Here is a 20,000-nt window from a genome sequence, read left to right as displayed (position 1 = left end):
TCGCCCGCGGTGGCCGCCCCGGACGGCGCCGTGCGCAGGAACTCCAGCCCGCGCCGCAGCCGCTCCGGGTCGACGGCCACCCACTTGCCGCGCAGCCGCACCAACGGCGCCTTGGTCGCGACCAGCTCGGCGATCTCGTCCTCGGTGAGCACCTCGTCGCCGACCGCCAGCCGCCAGTCGAACCGGCCGAGCGCCTCGCGGTTGAGCCCGCTGGCGGTCACCACGCCGTCCACCGGGGTGCTGGTCGCCGACACCGCCAGCCCGAGCCGCCCCGTCGACCCCCACCAGGACGGCAGCAGCACGCCGAACCCGGCCTGGTCCAACCGCCCACGACCCCGCCCGCTCTTTCGACTTCGGCCTGGGCCGCGTCCTCGACGGCATCGCGACGTTCATCGAGGGCCGCCGACCCGGTACCGGCCGTGCGGGACGGCCATCTGCCACACCCGATCCCTGACCTCGCGGCAGTGACGGACGATCACCGGATCGACGGTGGCCGCGCCGCCGGCGAACCTGCCGCCCGGCTCGAACACGGTGAAGACAACCCGCTCGTCGTCGAACAGCCAATAGTCGTCGAGCGTGAGCGCGCCGGCGTCGACGAGATGGCGGGGTAGCCAGCGAATGTCCTCACCGGCGGCGACGTTGTGTTCCGCCACGGCGAGCCCCCAGCGGGTGTAGTCCACATGTGGAACTGTGACCACCCGTGCCCGCCGAATGCGCCGACCCGAGGCGGTGACCTCGCGAACGAGGTTCAGCCACGGCAGATGCCAGCCGAGGTCATCGTCCTTCCCGTCCAGGAACAGCCGGAATGGGCCGGTTTCCTCCGGGGTGTGGTAGCTGTCCTGGAGCTCCAGATGGAAGGCCTCGCGTTCGAAGGTTCGGAACAGGTCGTCGAATGCTTCGCCCTGGAGCAACTCCATCGATCCAACCCACTTCCGCCGCCGCCAGACTCGATACTCGACATCGTCGGGCCTGGACGTCAGGGGGAGAAGGGCGGGGCGAGGGCGATGGGCGACGGGGTGGCGTTGGTGATGGTCGACGTGCTGGAGGCGTTCTTCGAGCCGGGGCGGCCGGCTTACTATCCGGACTCGGCGCGGGTGCTCGGGCCGCTGCGGGAGCTGCTGGGCAAGGCTCGCGGGTCGGGGCGGCTGGTGGTGCATGCGGTGGAGCGGCATCGGCCTGGGCTCGTTGACTTCGAGCATAAGAAGATTCCGGTGCACTGTGAGATCGGGGATGACCAGTCGCGGTATGTCGCCGGTTTCGAGCCAAGCGGCGGGGTGAACGAGGTCGAGCTGCCCAAGCGGCGGTATTCGGCCTTTTACGGCACGGACCTGGATCTGTTGCTGCGCGAGCAGGGCATCGGCACGGTCGTGGTGGCCGGGGTGAAGACGAACGTGTGCGTCCGGGCGACGGTTCAGGACGCGTTCGCGGCGGGGTACGAGGTGGTGCTGCCGAGGGAGGCCACGAACTCCAACCGGCCGCACCTGGCGGAGGCGTCGTTGGAGGACATCGACAGGTACTTCGGGCGCGTGGTGAGCCTTGGCGAGGCGTTGGGGCGGTTGTAAGCCGGCGCTACAGGCCGGCGAGTAGTTCGGCGGTGAGTCGGGCGGCGAGGGTGCGGACCAGCAGTACCGGGCGGTCGGTGGCGCGGGCGGCGGCGGTGCGCATGGCGTCGTCGAAGCCGATGCAGTCCAGGACGATCAGATCGCAGCGGTCGGCGATCTGAGCGGCGGTGGCGGCGATCTCGGCGAGCGTGGCGGTGTACGGGCTGACGGCGGTGACGGCGGCCACCGGCGTACCGAGGGTGCGGCCCCAGGCGCGGGCGCCGTCCTCGACCTGGTCGGCCAGCGGGCGCACGATGCCGACCCTGGCGCCGGCGGCCAGCCCGGCGACCGCGTGGTGCGCCAGCGGCTCGGTGAGCAGCAGCGGGCGCCGGTGCGGCAGCGGCGGGAACGAGCCGCTGCAGACGATCAGCACCGCGTCGGCGCCGTCGTCCTCCGCGCGCGCCACCGCCCGCTCGACCAGTGGCAGCGACCGGTCGTGCCCGAACACCACGCTGTCGCCGTCGGCCAGCCGGGACACCAGCGGGTGCTCGCCGGGCGCGGGGGCCAGGGCGTCGATGTCGGCGCGGGTCAGCCCGTCCAGTGCGCCGCGCTGCACGATCCGGCACGGCGGCAGCAGCGGCACCAGCGCGGGCACCAGGTCGTCGCGCGGCGCCTGGCCGATCGTCACCACACCCAGCGTCTTGAACGTCATGATCGAACCAGGGAGAGCAGCTTGTCCAGCACGGTGGCGCCGTCCTCTCGGATGCCGTCGTGGTGGTACTCGTTGGTGATCCACGGCCGCAGCGCGCCGACCCGCCGGGCGGTGGCCAGGGACGGCTCGAACGGCACGTACATGTCGTCGACGTAGATCGCCGCCGCGACCGGGACCTGGTTCGCGGCCAGCCGGTCCGGGTCGTAGAGCCTCGGCCAGCCGTCCTTCGCGGCCAGCAGCTCGGCCGCGCCCCGCAGCGGCACCAGCGACGGGTCCTCGTCGAACATCCACGGGTAGACCATCTCGCCGGTGAACAGGAACGGGTCCGCGTCCGGCTCGAACCGCCCGCCCTGCTCGTCCCGGATCCGGTGCGCCGACCAGCGGGACGCCGAACCCTGGCAGTAGATCGGCTCGTGGATCACGGCGTAGAGCGGGCGGGTGGCGAACGACACCGCGCCGGACAGCCCGTGCAGGAACGCGTCGGACAGCCGCCGCGCGCCGCCGACCGTGACGAACGGGTCCTCCAGCAGCGCGTGCAGGCCGTCGAACTTGGCCCGGTTGCCCAGGTCGTTGCCGAGGGTCTGGAACCGGCGCGCGGTCAGCACCTCGCCGGTCGGCAGCCGCTCCTCCTCGTCCCCCAGGTGCCGCGCGATGTCGGCCGCGCGGGGGCGGTCGGAGGGGTAGCGCTCGAAGTACGCCTCGCACAGCGCCGCGACCTGGGGATACGTCGCTCGGTACACGGGATCGGGGCCGCCGTCGAGCGCGGGCAGGCCGCCGGCCACCAGCGCCTCGCGGACGCCCTCGGGGGCCAGCGACAGGTAGGCCAGCACGCAGAAGCCGCCATAGCTCTGGCCGAGCAGCGTCCAGCGCGCCTCGGCCCCCGCCAGCTCGCGGCGCAGCAGCTCGGCGTCGCGCACGATGGCGTCCGCGCGGAAGTGAGCCAGGTACGCGGCCTGCGCGGGCGCGTCGCCGCGGGCCGGCACCGTTTGGCGGGTGGCCGGCGTGGAGCGCCCCGTCCCGCGCTGGTCGAGCAGCACCACCCGGAACTCCCGCAGCGCCCGCGCCAGCCAGCCGGACACCGGGCCGGCGGGACGGTCCGCCCGCCCGCCGGGCCCGCCCTGCAACCACAGCAGCCACGGCAGCCGCTCGTGCTCCCGCCCGGCCGCGACCAGCTCGCGGGCGAACACCTCGATGCTCTCGCCGTCCGGTTCGCCGTGGTCCAGCGGCACCGTCAGCAGGTGCTCGCGCACGACCAGGCCTGGACGCCTGTACGACACCGTCTCCATGGCTGCTCAGTACCCCTGCACGCCCAGCTCGCGGCACAGCCCGACCAGCTCAGGATGCACGTACCTGCCCTCCTCCTCGATCGCCTCGCCGTCCAGGTAGATGGACGGACCGAGCATGCTGCCGTCGGTGTGCGCGGCCGCCACCCACGGCTCACCGCCGATCCAGGCGCCCTTGGTGCCGATGCCCAGCTCGACGCAGCCGAACACGCGCTCGTCCTCCACGATCCGACCGGTCGGCGCGCGGACCCCCGGGTTGAAGCCGAGTGACCAGTGCGCGATCCGGTACATGTTCGGGTCGCCGTGGCCGTCCATCCAGCGCCGGAACACCGCCGCGTCGGCGCCGCCGGAGATGTCCGTGACCCGTCCCTCGCGGACCGTGCAGCGCACCGGCGAGCGCAGCAGGCCCAGCTCGTCGGGCGGCCAGAGCGCCCCGTCGAACACCAGCGTGCCGTGCTGGGTGTCCTCCAGCGGGTTCCACGAGATCTGGCCGGCCAGCATGACCGTCTGGCCGGGCTCGGTGGCCGGCACCCCGCGCAGGTTCACCGGGCGCCCGCCGTTGCGGGCGGTCACGTCGGTGCCGGCCGGGGTGGTGATCCGTACCTCGTCGGCGGCCGCGAGCAGCCGGACCAGGGCCTCGCCGAGGCGGGTCACGCCGGCGAAGTCGACCCGGCCGACGGTGTCCACCAGCATCCGGACGTCCATCGCGGTGAGGTTGGTGTAGCGGGCGCCGTTCTCGATGGCCGCCCGGAACGCGTCGCTGTGCATGACGTAGCCGACGGCGTACTCGATCCAGACGTCCGCCTCCCGCACCGCCCCGGCGACCGGCCCCGGCGGCTCGGCCGCGGAGGTGAGCCGGGTGGGGTAGCGCACCACCGTCGGGACCGCGCCCGCCGCCGCGGCCGCCCGCGCGGTGAGGTCGGCGACCCGCTCGTCGCCGGCCGTGTCCACGGTGATCACCACGTTCTCGCCGGGCTTGACGCACATGATCTCCTCGACCAGCTTGCGCGCCCCGAGCGCGGCCTCGTACCCCAGGTACATGCGTCTCCCTACTTCTTGACGACGTTCGCGGTGGCCGCTATCGAGTCGCCGGCGATGATCCCGGCGCCCACCAGCGACAGCTCGTTCTCCGCCGGCCCGCCCCGGATCCGGCCGTACACCACCCGGACGATCAGCGCGGCGAACACCAGCCAGCCGGCGTTCGGGGTGGCCACCAGCAGCCCGGTGGCCAGCAGGATGCCCATCTGCCGGCTCGGGCCGCCCAGCAGCTGGACCAGCGCGCCCGGGATCGCCCAGAGCGCCAGGTTGACCACGTGGTCCGGGTTGGCCAGGCCGGCCTTGACGGTCGCGGCGTAGACCTTGGCCACGGGCGGGAGCTGGCCGCCCCGGAAGTACGTCTGCCACAGCACGGCGACGACCACGACGGCCACCGCGCAGCCGATCACCGCGGAGAGGAACTGCTGGCGGCGGCCGGCCAGCTCGAACGGCAGGTACGGGCGGTGCGCGCGGCGCAACAGCCAGCCGGCCTTGAAGTCGTAGCCCATGTCGGCGAACGCCGGCCCGGTGGCGGCGCAGTACCCGACCAGCAGCGCCAGCGGCAGCGGCGGGATGCCGACCAGCAGCCCGACCACCAGGAAGATCAACGTCACCGCGAACGCCGGGAACCAGCCGGCGTGCATGGCCGCCAGCCCCACGATGATCTCGTGCACCAGCGCGGCGAACCCGGCCAGCAGCACCCAGCCGACCAGCGCCGGCGCGGACAGGTCCTCGGACACCCCGCCGACCAGCCCGAGCACCAGCGCGCCCGCCACGAACAGCAGGTACCCGCCGGCCAGCGAGCGGCGCACCCTTGCCTCGTCCACGGTGGGCTCCAGGCTCGGGTCAGCGGCGTCCTGTTGCGTCCCGGCCGCTCGCCGCGCCCGCCGGCGGGCCAGCATCAGCACCGCCTGCACCAGCGCGACCACGCCCGCGCCGATCATCACGCCGTGCGGGATGTACTGGGCGTTCAGGTTCACCCCGAGCAGGCCCGGCTCGTACTGGGCGATGAGCAGCCCGAGGCCGAACATGCCCAGCGCCCACATGTTGCCGATGAACGCCACGCCGGCCGCCGACATGGACAGCCCGAGCCACGAGCCGCCGAACCCGACCACCCCGCCGCAGGCCAGGATCACCGCGCGCCGGCCGCCGCGGTCGCCCGCGATGATCGTCTCGGCCGCCGCGACCCCCGGCGGCCAGGCCGCCGTGGCCGGCATGAACCTGCTGTCGAAGATCCGGAACAGCACCCAGGCGTCCACCGCGAGCCCGGCCACGGCGCCGACCAGCATCGGCCACACCAGGTCGGGCCGGCCGAACACGAACGGCACGGCGATCGGGGTGAGCAAGGCGTTGGCCGCCGCGAAGGTGGACGCGGAGATCGCGCTCTGCACCAGGTTCTGCCGGTGCACCGAGCGCATCGCGCGCAGCCCCAGCACCGACACCCGGCCGACCAGCATGGCGACCAGCGCCCCGATGACCGAGGTGTTCGCCGTGATGCCCAGCGTGGTGACCAGGTGCAGGCCGATGATCGCGCCGAGCACGCTCAGCGCGATGGTCAGGACCAGCGTGACCGGGCCGAACGCGCCGGGGTGGCGGTCCTCGTCGCCGGTCAGGCGGGCGATCGGTTCGGGCGACACCATTGTCGGACCTCCGGGGTTGTCTTATGGGTCCTCGTCGGGCGGGCCGGAGAACAGCGCGGAGAGCCGCTCGGTGGTCCGCCGCAGCGCCGGCACCGTCGCGTCCCGGTGCGCGCGCATGCCCTCCCGGGGGCCGATGACGGACACCGCGCCGATCACGGTGCCGCGCGCGAACACCGGGGCGGCCACCGCCTCCACGCGCGGGTCGTACTCCCCGTCCGAGATCGAGATCCCGGTGCGGCGCACCTCGGCGTGCCTGGCGAGCAGTTCGTCGATCGTCGTGGGCGTGGTCGCGGTGAAGCGTTCCAGCGTCGGGCCGAACAGCGCGCGCACCCGGTCCTCGGACAGGAACGCGAAGATCGCATGCCCGCTGGCGCCGCCGTGGCCGGGGAACAGGTCGCCGATGACGGTGGCGTAGCGCAGCGGCCCCGGGCCGTCCACCGCCGCCGCGCACCGGTACCGGTTGGCGTCCGGCACGTTGTAGACGGCGCTCTCCCCGGTCCGCTGGGCCAGCGCGGCCAGCTCGCCGCGCAGCCGGCCGAGCACGCCGTCGCTCTCCTCGGCCAGCCGCCCGAGCCCGACCAGCGCGGAGCCGAGGTGATACCGCCTGGTCACCGGGTCGGCGGCGAGGAAGCCCCGGCGGGCCAGGGTGGCCAGCAGGCGCTGCACCTGGGACTTGTCCAGTTCCAACGACCGGGCCAGCTCGCTCACCCCCCAGCTCGGCGACTCCGCCGTGAACGCGCCGAGCACCCGCAGCGCACGGTCGGCGGTCTGCAGGTAGCCGGCTGGGCGCCGCGTGTGCGGTTCACTGACCGTCATGGTGCAAATAATGCGACACCGTTGCGATTGATGCGTCAAGCAGACACCCTGTGGTGGACCGTGTCAAGGGCGAGGAGGGGCCGTGAGCTGGCGCGACGTGATCGACTGCTACGAGCTGCTGGACGATCCCGGGGTCGGCGGGGCGGCGGTCGCGGACTGGCTGCGCGAGCGGGGGGTCGACGAGGTTCGGGTCACCAGGCTCGACGGCGAGCGCGGCGGCACGGACTTCGTGCGCGCGCTGGTGCCGGGCTCGCGCGGGCGCTCCCAGGGCGGGGACGCGCCGACGCTGGGGCTGGTCGGCCGGCTGGGTGGGCTGGGCGCGCGCCCGGAGCGGATCGGGTTCGTCTCCGACGGCGACGGGGCGCTGACCGTGCTGGCCTCGGCGGCCAAGCTCGGCCGGATGCGCGCGCGGGGCGACCTGCTCCCGGGCGACGTCGTGATCACTACGCACGTCTGCCCGGACGCGCCGATCAGGCCGCACGACCCGGTGCCGTTCATGGACTCGCCGGTGCCCTCGGCGGTGATCAACGAACACGAGGTGGACCGATCCATGGCCGCCGTGCTCACGGTGGACACCACCAAGGGCAACCGGATCTGCAACCACCTTGGCTTCGCCGTCACCCCGACCGTCCGCCAGGGCTGGGTCCTGCGGGTGTCCGAGGACCTGCTGGACCTCGCAAGCCAGGTGACCGGCCGCGCCCCCGCCGTCCTCCCGATCACCATGCAGGACATCACGCCGTACGGGAACGGCGTGTACCACCTGAACTCGATCATGCAGCCGGCCACCGCGACCGCCGCCCCCGTGGTCGGCGTGGCGATCACCACCGAGTCCGCCGTCCCCGGCTCGGGCACCGGCGCCAGCGACCTGGCCAGCGTGGAGTCCGCCGTCCGGTTCTGCGTCGAGGTGGCCAAGGCCTTCGGCGCCGGCCGCTGCCGGTTCCACGACCCCGACGAGTTCGAGCGGCTGGTCAGCCTGTACGGATCGATGCGTCGGCTGCAGGGGGCCTGAGCAGGGCGGAGACGTCGGCGCCCGCCGGGAGCTCGCGCGGGTCGCGGCCGCGTTCGAACAGCCGGGCCGGGTGCGGGCCGCCGAGGGTGGCGGTGGCGCCGGAGACCCGCAGCCAGGAGCCTTCGCGCAGGCCGAGTACGGGCGGTTCGTTCTCCTCCAGGTATTCGACCAGGCGCTGTTCGCGGGTCTCGCCCATGTGTGTCGACGACGGATCCGGGTCGAGGTAGTGCGGGTTGATCTGGAACGGGAGCAGGCCCAGCGCCTCGAACGAGGACGGTTGCACGATCGGCATGTCGTTGGTGGTGCGCAGGCTCGGGCAGGCCATGTTGGTGCCGGCGCTGGCGCCGATGTACCGGGTGCCGGCCCGCACAACCTCCCGGAGAACGGACACCAGCCCGAGCGTCTGCAGCGCGCGCAACAGCCGGAACGTGTTGCCGCCGCCGACGAACACCACCGCCGCCGACCGCACCGCCGCCACCGGGTCGGGCTCGGCGTGCGCGCCGGTCACCTCGATGCCGAAGGCGCCCAGCGCGCGGGCCACCTGGGCGACGTATCCGTCGTGGTCGGCCAGGGCGTACGGCACGAACAACACCCGCCGGTCGCCGACGAAATCGGTGAGCGCATCCTTCGCGTGGGTGAACATGGGTCGCCCGGACGGTCGCGAGTTCGACAACAAGAGCAGTTCCATACGTCCCCGTTCGGGCCGATTCGGCAGTACGTTCATGGTCGCAGAGCCGTCGGCGGCTTGTTACCGTGTCCCGCCGCACCCAGGAGGCGATCAGCTTGACCGAATCCCGCGGCCTCGCCCCGGCCGACAGCGAGGGCGTCGTCGAGTTCGGTGACCACCAGACCTGGTACCGCGTCACCGGCGCGCTCGAACCGGGCTCTCGGCCGCTGGTCGTGCTGCACGGCGGACCCGGGTGCACCCACGACTACGTGCTCAGCATCGCCGACCTGGCGGCGGACACCGGCCGTCCGGTGATCCACTACGACCAGCTGGGCAACGGGCGGTCCACCCACCTGCCCGACCGGGGTCCGGAGTTCTGGACGGTCGGGCTGTTCCTCACCGAGCTGGACAACCTGCTCGGCGCGCTGGGCGTGTGGGACGGCTACCACCTGCTCGGGCAGTCCTGGGGCGGCATGCTCGGCGCCGAGCACGCCGTGCAGCGCCCCGGCGGGCTGCGCAGCCTGACCATCGCCGACTCGCCGGCCTCCATGGGGCTGTGGATGGCCGCGGCCGACGAGCTGCGCGGCCAGCTGCCGCCGGAGGTGCAGGCGACGCTGCGCGCGCACGAGGACGCCGAGGACTACGACAACCCGGAGTACAAGAAGGCGGTGCAGGTCTTCTACGACAGGCACGTGTGCCGGGTGGTGCCGAACCCGCCCGAGGTCGCGGCCACCTTCGCCGCGTTGGAGGAGGACCCGACCGTCTACCGGACCATGAACGGCCCCAGCGAGTTCCACGTCGTCGGGTCGCTGCGGACGTGGACGGTGGTGGACCGGCTGGACCGGATCGCGGTGCCCACCCTGCTCGTCTCCGGCGAGCACGACGAGGCCACCAAGGCGTGCGTCCAGCCGTTCGCCGACCGCATCCCGGACGTGCGCTGGCAGGTGTTCGAGAAGTCCAGCCACATGCCGCACGTGGAGGAACGGGAGGCGTTCATGCGCCTGCTCGCCGAGTTCCTGGCCGAGGTGGACAGGGGCCAGGGCTGAGCGCTCTCCATGATCACGACCGTGGCTATAGCCACGCCCGCCAGTCGCGGGTCTCGGGGACGGTCGGGGGGATGCCGGTGCCTTCGAAGGTGCGGCCGTCGGGCGCGTAGTACTCCTCGTTGCCCAGGCCGAAGGACAGGCCGTTGGGCAGCTTGCGGTGCATGTCGTCGGAGAACACGCCCTGGGTGGCGGTGCCGATCCTGGTCGGGGAGGGGGTACGGGCGAGCAGGGCCAGCACGAACGTCTCGCCGGCGCTGACGGTCAGGTCGCTGGTCAGGATCCGGAGCGGGCCGGTGTAGCGCGGGCCGTCGGCGGGGGTGACGGTGACGGTCTGGAGCCGGGTGTGGCGGGTGGGGTCCCCGGGGTCGTTGCGCGCCCGCTTGGTGAACGCGGGGTACGGGCGGTCGGTCAGGCGGCCGGCGACCTGCAGGCCCAGCGCGTCGTCGCCGCCGGAGTTGTGCCGCACGTCGATGGTCAGCCCGCGCCACTCGGCCACCCGCCTCGGCGTGAACACCGCGGCCAGCGCCCGCCGCAGCGCCGCCTGGTTCCGGACGTACGGCGCGTCCTCGCCCGCGTAGTCGGCGAAGGCGGTGATGCGCAGGTAGCCCTGGTCGCCGGGCAGGTCGGCGTAGGCGATGTGGCCGCCCGCCCAGGTCCGAGGGCCGGTCACGCCGAGGTCGCGGCGCAGGTGGGCGTTGATCGTCTTGACGGCGGCGCTCAGCGGGATGTCGTCCTCGTCGCGGGTGCCCGGGCGCACGCCGGTGAACTCGTTGCCGCCCCTGGTCACGACGGAGGTGTGCGCGTCGCCGAGCGGGGCGAGCATCCTGGTGAAGATCGAGTACAGCTTCTTGCGCGAGGTGTTCGCGTTCACCTTGGGCCGGTACCTCTCGCGCACGGCCGGCCAGTCGACGTTCTTGCGGTGCAACGAGTTGTAGTGCTCGGCGAACGTGGTCCAGAAGATGTCGAAGCAGGTCAGCGGGTCGTTCGGCACCGTGCGCTGGCACGGCTCGGACACGGGCAGCAGGTCGACATCGGAGACGGTGCCCAGCACGTGCAGCACCGCCCGGCCGTCCGCCGCCGGGCGCAGCGTCCGCAGCGGGACGCCCTTCCTGCCGTACCGGACGGTGCCGTCCGGCTCGGGCGGGCCGAGCTGGTCCAGCGCCCGGCGGGGCAGGCAGCCGATCGCGGTGGTCTCGAAGGTCCGCGCCCGGCCGCCCTCGACCGAGACGATCCAGCCGTAGCCGTCGGAGCGCCACAGGCCGTCCACCTGCCTCGGTTTCGTCATGACGCTCCTCGGGCGTGTTCGCGCACCAGCCGCACGGCGCGGGTCAAGCGTCGCACCCCGAGGGCGGTTCGCTGAGGGTCCGTTCCGGCGAAACACAGCCGCAGCGCGTTGCGGAACGCCCCGGAGAGGGAGAACGCGCGGCCCGGGATGAACGCGACCCCCTCGGCGAGGGCCGCCTCGGCCAGCTCCGAGGTGTCCACGCCCGGCAGCGTCAGCCAGAGGAAGAAGCCGCCGTCCGGGTCGGTCCAGTCGGCCACCCCGGCCAGGTGCTCGGACAGCGCGGACTGCATGGCCAGCTTCCGGGCGCGGTACTCGACGCGCAGCCGCCGCAGGTGCGCGCCCAGGAAACCGCCGGAAACGAACTCGGCGGCGATCCGCTGCGCCGGAAGATTGGTGCAGGTGTCCATCGCCTGCTTCGCCGCGATCATTGCGCGGATGGTTCTCGGGTCCGCGTCGACCCAGCCCAGCCGCAGCCCCGGCGCGAGAATCTTCGAGAATGTCCGCACCGATACCACCAGCGGGTCGCCGCCGGACAATGCGCGCATGCTGGGCACGTGGCTGCCGCCGAATCGCAGCCATCCGTACGGGTCGTCGTCGATGATGACGCAGTTCCACCGGTGGGCCAGCTCCAGCAGTCGTTTCCGGCGGGCCAGCGACAACGTGGTGCCGGCGGGGTTCTGGAAACTCGGTATCACATAGATCGCCTTGGGTGGGCGGCCGGCCTGGCGCGCCAGGTCGGGCAGCCGGTCGACGACCAGGCCGTCGCCGTCCACCGGAGCCTCGACGATGTGGGCGCCGTAGGACAGCATCGTCGCGGTGCCGTTGGTGTAGGTCGGCGCCTCCACCACGACGACGTCGCCGGGGTCGACGAACAGCTTCCCGGCCAGGTCCAGGCCCTGCATGCCGCCGCTGGTGATCAGCAGCCGGTCGTCGGTGGTCCGTTCCTCGGTGCCGGAGAGGAACTCCAGCAGGGCCGCGCGCAGCTCGGGGGACCCTTCGGTGGCGGCGTAGTCGAACAGCTCGGGGCCGTTCGTCTGAATTACCTTGTTGGCCAGGTCGCGCATGATTTCGGTGGGTATGGACTCGGCGCTCGGGCTGCCTATGGAGAAACGCACCGTGTCGCGCGGCCGGCGCTGGAGCAGGGAAATGCTGGCATCTATTTCCGAGCCGACCAAGGAATCGCGGCGGCGGGCCCACGGTGGTTGGGTCATCTTTCCATCGTGGGGTGACGTACCGGGTGTCGGGCGACCGCCAATCTGGGGGAGGTCGCCGTTCCGGCGTACACCAAGTTGTTTGGGGTTGGAAATTCTGGGGTTCGGGCGGTGATCGGTCACGTAACCTGATCGGATGGCGAACGGTCCGGTCCGGGTCGCCGACTGTCTCGCGCTCCCCGAGTTCGGCCGCGCCAGGCTGGTCGCCGGCGACGAGCACACCGGGCGGACCGTCGGCTGGGTGGCGGTCATCGAGTGGCCGGTGGAGGACTTCGTCAGCGCCGGCGACCTGGTGCTGAGCACGGCGATCGGCTGCGACGAGGCGCGAATGCGGGAGCTGGTCGGGCAGAGCGCCCGGTCAGGGGCGGCCGCGGTGGGCCTGACCGCCGGGTCCGGGGCGCCGCACCCCGCGCTGCCGGAGTCCGTGCTCGCCGAGGCCCGCGCGCACCGCATCCCGCTGCTGGAGCTGCCGTGGCGGATGCGGTTCTCCGACCTGTCCAGGGCGGTCATCCAGGCGCTGTACGTGGCCGAGCGGCCGGCGGCCGGCGAGTCCGAGGACCTGCCGGCCGAGTTCGCCCGCGCGCTGCTCGGCCCGGGCGGGGTGGCCGGCATCGCGGAGGCGTTGGAGCAGGTGGTCGACGCGCCGGTGGTGGTGCTGGACGCGACGCTGGCCGTGTTGGGCTCGGGCGCCGAGGGCGCGGACTGGGTCGCGGACGAGAGCAACGAGGCGGCGCTGGTGGAGGCGATGCTGCGGGTGGCCCGCCGCCAGCGCGAACCCGACCCGCCCCGGGTGCCGTGCGCGTGCCTCGGCGGCTCCGGAGAGGACACCGAGCTGGTCGCGACGCCGGCGCAGGTGCACGGCGGCGTGCTCGGCTGGGTGGTGGCGGTGGTGTCCGGCGGCGACCGGGAGGCGGCGCGGCGGGCGGTGCTGCACGCCGGCACGGCCACCGCCATCGAGCTGGTGCGCGGCAGCGCCCAGGAGGAGGCCGAGTCGCGCGCCCGGGCGGAGTTCGCCTGGCGGATCGCCACCCGGGGCATCGAGTCGCCGCACGAGCTCGCGGCCCGCGCGGCGCTGCTCGGGCTGCCGCAGGGCGCCGGCTTCAGGGTCGCGCTCGGGCTGGTCGAGGCGGAGGGCGACGGGCGGACGGCCACCGAGCTGGCGCGGCGGCTGCGCCGGCGGCTGCGGCACCGGGCCAGCGTGGTGGCGGTGCACGAGAACGAGGTCATGCTGTGCGCGCACCAGGGCGACGGCGGCTGGCCCGAACCGTTCGACGGGCCACTCGGGCAGGTCGACGCGGCGGCGGTGTCCTGGGGCATCGCGCGCGGCACGCACCCGCTGACCGGCCTGGCCCACGCGCTGGACCAGGCGCGCGCCGCGCTCGCGGTGACCAGGGCGCTGCGCGGCACCGGCAGCAGCGCCGACGCCGAGCGGCTGGGCTCGTACATGCTGCTGGCGCCGCTGGCCACCGACCCGATGGTGCTGCGGCTGGTCGACGCCGAGCTGGACCCGCTGGCGCGGGCGGACCGGGCGCGCAACTCCGACCTGCTGCACACCCTGCGGGTCTACTTCGAGGAGAACGGCAACATCTCCGCCTCCGCGCGCCGGCTCTATCTCAACAGGCACTCGTTGATCTACCGGCTGCGCAAGGTCGAGCAGCTCACCGGCCGCGACCTGAACTGCCACGAGGACCGGTTGATGCTCGACCTGAGCCTGCGCGTGCGTCGCCTCAGCGGGGTGCCGGGAAGGCGAAGAACCGGGTGACGATCGTGCGCGCCTCTCCCGCGCCGCCGGCCTCGTCCTCGGGCGGCGGCTCGCGGTAGCGGTTGAGCAGCGCGATGTACTCCTCGAAGAACTCGGCGAGCCCGCGCTCGGTCACCCGGATCGTGCCGTGCGAGAACGGGAAGGCGTCCGCCCAGCCGTCCGGCTCGGCGTCGGCCCGTTCCCGGGCGGCGGCGAACGTGCGCAGGTCCTGGGCGAAGGAGGCGCTGGCCAGCTCGTCCATCACGGCCCGGGTCGCGGCGTCCTGCTCGCCGCGCGGCGGGAACCGGATGTCCGCGCGCACGTAGCGCCACCACCGCTGCTTGCCTTGCGCGCGCTCGGGCATTTCGGCGACGAACCCGTGCCTGGCCAGTTCGCGCAGGTGGTAGCTGGTGGCGCCGGTGTTCAGGCCGAGGGCGCGGGCCAGGGTCGCGGACGTGGCCGGACCGTGCAGGTTGAGGTGCTGGAGGATGCGTTGACGTCGAGGCTGGGCCAGCGCCTTGAGCGCCTCGAGGTCGGCGACGTCGCGCCGCGCGGGCCGATCGGCCATGCCCGTCACCCTACGAGGTCGGTCTCCGGGGCGGGCTCGTGCGCCACAGTGTGGGGTTCGGCGGGGGCGTTGTGCACCACATCTTGCATGGTGAGCGGGGCGGGCGGCGCCGGAGAATCATGTCCATGGCACAGCTGGCCGGGTCCGCGCCGTCGCTGAGGTCGCAGCTGTTGCGGCGGAAGGCCACCGTGGACCCGGCGGATGACGGCGGGCCGAGGTTGCGGCGCAGCCTGGGGACGTTCCAGCTCGCCATGATCGGCGTCGGGTGCACGGTGGGCACCGGGATCTTCTTCTCGCTGTCCACGGCGGTGCCGAAGGCGGGGCCGGCGGTGGTGGTGTCGTTCCTGGTGGCCTGCCTGACGGCCGGGCTGGCCGCGCTGTGCTACGCGGAGCTGGCGTCGAACATGCCGGTGTCCGGCTCGACGTACTCCTACGCGTACGCCTCGCTCGGCGAGCTGGTCGCGATGGGGATCGCGGCGTGTCTCACGCTGGAGTACGGGGTGTCGGCGGCCGCGTCCGCGGTCGGCTGGAGCGGTTATGTGAACCAGCTTTTCGTCGACCTGCTGGGCGTCAACCTTCCGTATTGGGCATTGCATCCGCCGGGCGTCTCGGATGGCGCGAGCGCCGGAGTTGTCAACATTCCGGCCGCGGTTCTGGTGTTCCTGTGCGCGGTGCTGCTGGTGCGCGGCGTCAGCGAGTCGATGACGGTGAACACCATTATGGTGATCATCAAGTTGAGCGTGCTCGCGTTCTTCGGCGCGGTCGCGCTGACGGCGTTCAACTCGAACAACTTCGCCGACTTCGCGCCGATGGGATCGGCCGGGGTGGTCGCCGGGAGCGCGAGCATCTTCTTCACGTTCGTCGGCATCGACGCGGTGTCCACCGCCGGCGAGGAGGTCCGGGACCCGAAACGGACGCTGCCCAGGGCGATCCTGCTCGCGCTCGGCGTCGTGCTGTTCATCTACATGCTGGTCGCGGTGGCCGCCGTGGGCACCCAGCCGTGGACCGCGTTCGAGGGCCAGGAGGCCGGCCTCGCGGTGATCCTGCAGAACGTGACGGGCCAGACCTGGCCGGGCGTGCTCGTCGCGGCCGGCGCCGTCATCTCGATATTCTCGGTCGTGTTGGTGGCGATGTACGGGCAGACCCGCATCCTGTACGCGATGGGCCGCGACGGCATGATTTCGAAACGTTTCGCGAAGGTGAGTGGTACGACGCGGACGCCGGTTTTCAACACGGTGGTGGTGTCGTTGTTGGTGGCGCTGGCGGCCGCTTTCACGCCGCTGGACGCGCTCGCCGACGTCACCAGCATCGGCACCATTGTGGCGTTCATCGTGGTGGCCATTTCCATCGTCGTGCTGCGTCGGCGGGCGGGCACCGCGCCGTCCGGTTTCCGGGTGCCGGGCTATCCGGTGACGCCGGTGCTCACCGTGGTCGTCTGCTGCTACGTGCTCTCCGGGCTGGGCTGGGTGACCTGGGCGGTCTTCGGGGTGTGGATCGTCGCCACGCTGGTGTACTACCTGCGCTGGGGGCGGCACGGCTCGGTGCTCAACTGAGAGCCGCGCTCAGCTCTGTTATCACCCGGTGCGGGGCGATGACCTGGCCTTCTTCGCGAATGTGACAGAGGTCACGACGGTCGCCCGGCTCGGGAGGGCGCTGTCGCGAACTCCGTGACGGCACCGCTGACCAGCGTGATCGGACACCCCGGGAGCCGGCGGAAGCGCGGTTCGCCCCGGGAGTACCGTCCGCACCGCTATAAACATTCGTCACATCCCGTACCCCCGGCAGACCAGGCGCCAGAGCAGCCAGACGCGGCCGGTTGGAGGCGCGGGCCGGACGGGCCGAGGCCTCCCGACTTCCCGGGGTGACCGCGCTCTTCCGCGAATTCTCAAACGTGTGTGGGAGCTGTCGTGCTGGGTCTGTGGCACAAGATTCGACGGACCGGACGGGTCGCCGAGCCGGCACCGCCGCCGCCGGGCCGGTCGGGCGCGGACCGGCCGCCGGCCGCGAAGGCGCTCGGCGGGTCGGTGCAGGTCCGCTACGTCGACGCCGGGTCGTGCAACGGCTGCGAGGTGGAGGTCGGCTCGGCGTTCGGGCCGGTCTACGACGCGGAGCGGTACGGCGCGCGGCTGGTGGCCTCGCCCCGGCACGCGGACGCGCTGCTGGTCACCGGGGTGGTCACCCGGAACATGGCGGAGCCGCTGCGGCGGACCCACGAGGCGATGCCGGCGCCCACGGTGGTGGTCGCGGTGGGCGACTGCGCGCGCAACTGCGGCGCGTTCGCGGCCGGGTACGGGGTGGTCGGCGCGGTGGGTGACGTGGTGCCGGTGGACGTCGAGATCGCCGGGTGTCCGCCCAGGCCGGAGGAGATCGTGGCCGGCCTGCGCACGCTCACCGGGCGGTGAACGCGCTCGACCCCGGCACTGGGTTGGGTGCCGCCGTGGTGGCCGGGGTGGGTACGGCGGTCGCCTCGGTCGCGGTGTCCGGCCGGGTGCGGCCCGCCGTGGTCGGCGCCGGCACCGCGCTGACCGGGCTGGCCGCGCTGGCCGCCGGTGCCGCCGCGCTGGCCGGGGTGCCGTTCGCGCTGCGGCTGCCCGGGCTGTTGCCGCTGTCCGGGCTCGCGTTCGCGCTCGATCCGCTCGGCGGGTTCTTCGTCGCGGTGACCGGCGCCGTCGCGGTGGTGGCCGGCGTGTACGCGGGTTCGTACACCCGTTCGCCGGGGCTGCGGGCGCGCTCAGGCCTGGCCGTGCTGCCGCTGTTCGTGCTGGCCATGGCGTTGGTGCCGGCGGCGGCGAGCGTGGCCACCCTGTTGCTGTGCTGGGAGCTGATGGCGCTGGCCTCGCTGCTGCTCGTGGTGGTCGAGCATCGGCACCGCGCGGAGGTGGCCTCGGCGGGGCGCTGGTACGCGGTGCTCACGCAGCTGGGGTTCGTGGCGGTGCTGATCGGGCTGTTGGTGTTCGCCGCGCACGCGCGGGACGACTCGTTCGCCGCGCTGCGCGCCGCCGCCTCACAGCTGCCCACCGGGGTCACCGCCACGGTGTTCCTGGCCACGCTCGTCGGGTTCGCGTCCAAGGCGGGCATCGTTCCCCTGCACGCCTGGCTGCCGCGCGCGCACCCGGAGGCGCCGAGTCACGTGTCGGCACTGATGTCGGCGGCGATGGTCAACCTCGGGGTGTACGGGATCGTCCGGGTCGGGTTCGACCTGCTCGGGTTCGGTGCGGGTGGCTCCGGCGGCGGCCCTCGGTGGGGCTGGCTGCTGGTGCTCGGGCTGGGCGCGTGCTCGGCGGTGTACGGCATCCTGCAGGCCGCGATGAGCACCGACCTCAAGCGGCTGCTCGGCCAGTCCACCGTGGAGAACATGGGGTTGGTGCTGGTCGGCGTGGGTGCGGCCGGGCTGTTCGGCGCCCAGGGCGAGCGGACCCTGGCCGGGGTGGCGCTGACCGCCGCGCTGCTGCACGTGGCGAACCACGCGGCGTTCAAGACGCTGCTGTTCCTGGCGGCCGGCTCGGTGCTGCGCGGGTCCGGAACGCGTGATCTGGATCAGCTCGGTGGGTTGCGGGCGGGGATGCCGGTGACGACCTGGGCGTTCGGGCTGGGGGCGCTGGCCGCGTCGGCGTTGCCGCCGGGGACGGCGTTCGTGTCGGAGTGGTTGCTGCTGCAGGCGTTGATCCACGGGCTGCCGGCGTCCGGTTCGGTGACGGTGTCTGCGACGGCCACCGCCGCGGCCATTGCGATGCCCGTCGCGGTGGCCGCGGTGGCGCTGACGGCGGGGCTGTCGGTGGCGACGTTCGTGAAGGCGTTCGGGGTCGGGTTCCTGGCCAAGCCGCGCGGGCCGGGCGCGGCCGGGGCGAGCGAGAGCCCGCCCGGCATGCTCGCCGGCATGGCGCTGGCCGGGTTGGCCTGCGTGCTGTTGGCGCTGCTGCCGGGGTCGGTGCTGCCGGCGGTGGGGGTGGCGGGGGCCGTCGCGCTGGGATCCGGCGAGCGGGCGCTGGTGTTCACCGAGACGGTGGCGCCGTCGCTGCCGGGCTCGCTGTCCCCGCTGCTGCTCGCGACGGCTTTGCTGGCGGCGGTGGTCACGGTGGCCGCCGTCGCGCGGGTGGTCGCCGGGCGCGGGCTGCGACGGCGGCGGGCGCGGTTGTGGGACTGCGGCGGCGGGCCGATGTCCGCGCGGATGGAGTACACGGCCACCTCGTTCGGCGAGCCGTTGCAGCGGGTGTTCGACACCGTGCTGCGCCCGGAGCAGCGGGTGGCGGTGACGTGTGATGAACGGTCGCGGTACCTGGTGCGCGGCGTCGAGTTCCGCCGGCGGGTGCCGGATCGGATCGAGCGGCGGCTGTATGGGCCGGTGTTGGCGGCGGTGGCGGTGTGGGGTCGGGTTGGGCGGCGGTTGGCGACCGGGTCGGTGCATCGGTATTTGGGTTATGGCTTCTACACGGTGTGTGCGGCGTTGGTGGTGTTGGCGGTGTTGCGGTGAGTGTGTTGGGGGTCGCCGGTGGGGTGGTGCAGCCGGTGTTGTTGGTGGTGGGGTCGCCGGTGTTGGCCGGTGTGATGCGGCAGGTGCGGGCTCGGTTGGAGGGCCGGGTGGGTGCCGGGGTGGGGCAGCCGTGGCGGGATTTGCGGAAGTTGTTCGGTAAGGAGGCGATCACGCCGCGGGGGACGGGTGAGGTGTTTCGGGCGGCGCCGGTGGTGTTGGTGGCCACGACGTTGGTGGTGGCGGTGGTGGCGCCGTTTGTGACCGCGGAGTCGGCGGTGGGTTCGGTGGCGGACCTGTTTGCGGTGGTGGCGTTGTTGGCGTTGGGCACTGTGGTGTTGGCGTTGGCGGGGTTGGATACCGGGACGGCGTTCGGGGGGATGGGCGCGAGCCGGGAGATGACGATCGTCGCGTTGGTGGAGCCGACGTTGTTGGTGGCGATCTTTGCGTTGTCGGTGCGGGTGGGGTCGACGAACCTGGCCGACATTGTGGCGGCGACGGTGCGGGATCCGTCGCGGGTGGTTTCGCCGGTGTCGTTGTTGGCGGCGGTGGCGTTGGTGGTTGTGGTGGTCGCGGAGACTGGGCGGTTGCCGGTGGACAACCCGTCGACGCATCTGGAGTTGACGATGGTGCACGAGGCGATGGTGTTGGAGTACGCCGGGCCGGACCTGGCGTTGGTGGAGTTGGCCTCGGCGATGCGCCTGGCGGTGTTCCTGGGCTTGCTGGCGAACCTGTTCCTGCCCTGGGGCATCGCCACCACCGCCACCCCGGCCGCGCTGGGGATCGGCGTGCTCGCCCTGGTCGCCAAGGTCGGCCTGCTCGGCACCGCGCTCGCCGCCGCCGAGGTCTTCCTCGCCAAGCAGCGACTCTTCCGCGTCCCCGAGCTCCTGGCCGCCTCCTTCCTGCTCGCCCTCCTAGCCGCCACAACCTCGTACTTCCTGGACTGACCGAATGCTCACGCAGCGGGTTCGTACGTCG

The 20,000-nt window shown here is 72.9% G+C and carries 19 protein-coding genes; 8 read left to right on the top strand and 11 right to left on the bottom strand.

Features of this window, described 5'->3' with window-relative positions; all coding sequences use genetic code 11:
- Together N912_RS0145185 and N912_RS0145180 are read right to left on the bottom strand one after the other, a co-directional pair.
- Nucleotides 1-323 (bottom strand): SNF2 helicase-associated domain-containing protein (locus tag N912_RS0145185; protein ID WP_028927635.1); only part of this gene is annotated, 323 nt, incomplete at its 3' end.
- A gap of 66 nt (nt 324-389) precedes the next feature.
- Nucleotides 390-917, bottom strand: a complete 528-nt coding sequence (locus tag N912_RS0145180) for a DUF6879 family protein (RefSeq protein ID WP_028927634.1) — start codon at nt 915-917, stop codon at nt 390-392.
- An 87-nt stretch (nt 918-1,004) separates the two neighbouring features.
- Here N912_RS0145180 and N912_RS0145175 point away from each other — a divergent pair, with 87 nt between their 5' ends.
- Nucleotides 1,005-1,562, top strand: coding sequence for a cysteine hydrolase family protein (locus tag N912_RS0145175; protein WP_028927633.1), 558 nt, complete (start codon nt 1,005-1,007; stop codon nt 1,560-1,562).
- A gap of 7 nt (nt 1,563-1,569) precedes the next feature.
- Here the strand turns inward: N912_RS0145175 and N912_RS0145170 are convergent, their stop codons facing one another.
- From N912_RS0145170 to N912_RS58750, 5 genes are read right to left on the bottom strand one after another with little or no spacing between them, the layout of a single operon-like run.
- Nucleotides 1,570-2,253, bottom strand: a complete 684-nt coding sequence (locus tag N912_RS0145170; RefSeq protein WP_028927632.1) for an AroM family protein — start codon at nt 2,251-2,253, stop codon at nt 1,570-1,572.
- Nucleotides 2,250-3,539, bottom strand: a complete 1,290-nt coding sequence (locus N912_RS0145165) for an alpha/beta fold hydrolase (protein WP_028927631.1) — start codon at nt 3,537-3,539, stop codon at nt 2,250-2,252. Before N912_RS0145165 ends, N912_RS0145170 begins: the two co-directional genes overlap by 4 nt.
- 6 nt (nt 3,540-3,545) lie before the next feature.
- Nucleotides 3,546-4,577, bottom strand: coding sequence for a 2,5-dihydroxypyridine 5,6-dioxygenase NicX family protein (locus tag N912_RS0145160; RefSeq protein ID WP_028927630.1), 1,032 nt, complete (start codon nt 4,575-4,577; stop codon nt 3,546-3,548).
- 8 nt (nt 4,578-4,585) lie between these two features.
- Complete coding sequence (locus tag N912_RS0145155) at nt 4,586-6,211, bottom strand: OPT family oligopeptide transporter (RefSeq protein ID WP_084211949.1); 1,626 nt, start codon at nt 6,209-6,211, stop codon at nt 4,586-4,588.
- Nucleotides 6,212-6,232: 21 nt separating this feature from the next.
- The gene (locus N912_RS58750) at nt 6,233-7,027 is read right to left on the bottom strand and encodes an IclR family transcriptional regulator (protein WP_037070034.1); all 795 of its coding nucleotides are present in this window, start codon (nt 7,025-7,027) and stop codon (nt 6,233-6,235) included.
- A gap of 82 nt (nt 7,028-7,109) precedes the next feature.
- Here N912_RS58750 and N912_RS0145145 point away from each other — a divergent pair, with 82 nt between their 5' ends.
- Nucleotides 7,110-8,036 (top strand): DUF1177 domain-containing protein, encoded by a 927-nt coding sequence (locus N912_RS0145145; protein ID WP_028927628.1) that lies wholly within the window; start codon nt 7,110-7,112, stop codon nt 8,034-8,036.
- On the opposite strand, the gene pepE is transcribed toward N912_RS0145145, so the two are convergent.
- Nucleotides 7,996-8,724: a dipeptidase PepE gene (gene pepE / locus N912_RS0145140; protein WP_028927627.1), complete on the bottom strand. Its 729-nt coding sequence runs from the start codon at nt 8,722-8,724 to the stop codon at nt 7,996-7,998. The genes N912_RS0145145 and pepE overlap by 41 nt on opposite strands.
- A gap of 95 nt (nt 8,725-8,819) precedes the next feature.
- Between pepE and N912_RS58745 the strand changes: the two genes are divergently transcribed.
- Nucleotides 8,820-9,749: a proline iminopeptidase-family hydrolase gene (locus tag N912_RS58745; protein WP_037070058.1), complete on the top strand. Its 930-nt coding sequence runs from the start codon at nt 8,820-8,822 to the stop codon at nt 9,747-9,749.
- Between the two features lie 25 nt (nt 9,750-9,774).
- On the opposite strand, the gene N912_RS58740 is transcribed toward N912_RS58745, so the two are convergent.
- The gene (locus N912_RS58740) at nt 9,775-11,034 is read right to left on the bottom strand and encodes a S41 family peptidase (RefSeq protein WP_064745576.1); all 1,260 of its coding nucleotides are present in this window, start codon (nt 11,032-11,034) and stop codon (nt 9,775-9,777) included.
- Nucleotides 11,031-12,245: an aminotransferase-like domain-containing protein gene (locus tag N912_RS0145125; RefSeq protein ID WP_028927626.1), complete on the bottom strand. Its 1,215-nt coding sequence runs from the start codon at nt 12,243-12,245 to the stop codon at nt 11,031-11,033. Before N912_RS0145125 ends, N912_RS58740 begins: the two co-directional genes overlap by 4 nt.
- Nucleotides 12,246-12,381: 136 nt before the next feature.
- On the opposite strand from N912_RS0145125, the gene N912_RS0145120 reads away from it, so the two are divergent.
- Nucleotides 12,382-14,007, top strand: coding sequence for a PucR family transcriptional regulator (locus N912_RS0145120; protein ID WP_028927625.1), 1,626 nt, complete (start codon nt 12,382-12,384; stop codon nt 14,005-14,007).
- On the opposite strand, the gene N912_RS0145115 is transcribed toward N912_RS0145120, so the two are convergent.
- The gene (locus N912_RS0145115; protein ID WP_028927624.1) at nt 13,973-14,554 is read right to left on the bottom strand and encodes an ArsR/SmtB family transcription factor; all 582 of its coding nucleotides are present in this window, start codon (nt 14,552-14,554) and stop codon (nt 13,973-13,975) included. The genes N912_RS0145120 and N912_RS0145115 overlap by 35 nt on opposite strands.
- A 125-nt stretch (nt 14,555-14,679) precedes the next feature.
- Here N912_RS0145115 and N912_RS0145110 point away from each other — a divergent pair, with 125 nt between their 5' ends.
- The 4 genes from N912_RS0145110 to N912_RS0145095 all read left to right on the top strand — a co-directional run bounded on the left by N912_RS0145110 (nt 14,680) and on the right by N912_RS0145095 (nt 19,969).
- Nucleotides 14,680-16,107: an APC family permease gene (locus N912_RS0145110; protein WP_156994396.1), complete on the top strand. Its 1,428-nt coding sequence runs from the start codon at nt 14,680-14,682 to the stop codon at nt 16,105-16,107.
- Between the two features lie 354 nt (nt 16,108-16,461).
- The gene (locus N912_RS0145105; RefSeq protein WP_211261623.1) at nt 16,462-16,956 is read left to right on the top strand and encodes an NADH-quinone oxidoreductase subunit B family protein; all 495 of its coding nucleotides are present in this window, start codon (nt 16,462-16,464) and stop codon (nt 16,954-16,956) included.
- Nucleotides 16,953-19,025 (top strand): proton-conducting transporter transmembrane domain-containing protein, encoded by a 2,073-nt coding sequence (locus N912_RS0145100; protein ID WP_028927621.1) that lies wholly within the window; start codon nt 16,953-16,955, stop codon nt 19,023-19,025. Before N912_RS0145105 ends, N912_RS0145100 begins: the two co-directional genes overlap by 4 nt.
- Entirely contained in the window at nt 19,022-19,969 is a 948-nt protein-coding gene (locus tag N912_RS0145095) for a respiratory chain complex I subunit 1 family protein (protein WP_028927620.1), read from the top strand. Before N912_RS0145100 ends, N912_RS0145095 begins: the two co-directional genes overlap by 4 nt.
- Nucleotides 19,970-20,000 lie beyond the last annotated feature (31 nt).

The sequence above is a fragment of the Actinospineispora acaciae DSM 45401 genome (assembly GCF_000620785.1).
GTDB lineage: Bacteria > Actinomycetota > Actinomycetes > Mycobacteriales > Pseudonocardiaceae > Pseudonocardia > Pseudonocardia acaciae.
The sequence above is the reverse complement of the archived record's forward strand: the minus strand, read 5'-3'. Positions and strand labels throughout refer to the sequence as shown.